Annotated in this window: 1 protein-coding gene; it reads left to right on the plus strand. The window is 65.9% G+C overall.

From position 1 onward, the window contains the following. Positions 1–87: 87 nt before the first annotated feature. A partial coding sequence (locus ACP7AS_RS13095) for an SOS response-associated peptidase family protein (RefSeq protein ID WP_426029299.1) occupies positions 88–790 on the plus strand: 703 nt, incomplete at its 3' end.

Below are 790 nucleotides of genomic sequence, written 5' to 3' on the forward strand. Positions count from 1 at the left end.
TGGGTCGGGAGCGGTCATTCCGAATGTCCGCTTTCAACGTAGCAGCCCAGACTCCCCTTCGGTGGCCGACTGTGCAAGCCTCGGCCTATGTGCAACCTCTACAGCCTCCGCAAAGGGCCGCAGGCCATCCTGGACCTGGCGCGGGCCACGCGGTCGGACGTGGGCAATCTGGAGCCGCGCGACCTTTACCCCGACTACCTCGCTCCCATCGTGAGACTGGACGGCGGCGAACCGATCCTGACCACCGCGAGATGGGGGTTGCCGTCCTCTCGCAAGGCCCTGTTGGATGCCGCGTCCAAGCGCGCGGACAAGATGCGCGCCAAGGGCAAAGAGGTGTCAGCGGAGGCCTTCGCGGAACTGCTGAAAATGGAGCCGGACGGCGGGACCACAAACGTCCGCAACACAGCGTCGGCGCACTGGAAACCGTGGCTAGGGCCGGACCACCGGTGTCTGGTCCCCTTCACCGCTTTCAGCGAGCCGGGACGCGATGCCGAGGGACGCTATCGGCCGGTCTGGTTCCGCATGGCGGGTGACGATGCCGAGCCCCTCGGTTTTTTCGCGGGCCTTCATCTGATGGGGTGGCAGGGCGTTCGCAAAATCAAGACCGGCTGGGAGACGGCGGACCTTTTCGCCTTCCTGACCACCGATCCGAACGCGGAGGTCGGCGCGGTACATCCCAAGGCGATGCCGGTGGTCCTGACCACGGCGGAGGAACGCGACGTGTGGATGCGCGCGCCCTGGGAGGATGCCAAGGGCTTACAGCGACCTTTGGCGGATGGAGCTTTGGTGG

The sequence above is a fragment of the Brevundimonas sp. TWP2-3-4b2 genome (assembly GCF_049897345.1).
Lineage (GTDB): Bacteria > Pseudomonadota > Alphaproteobacteria > Caulobacterales > Caulobacteraceae > Brevundimonas.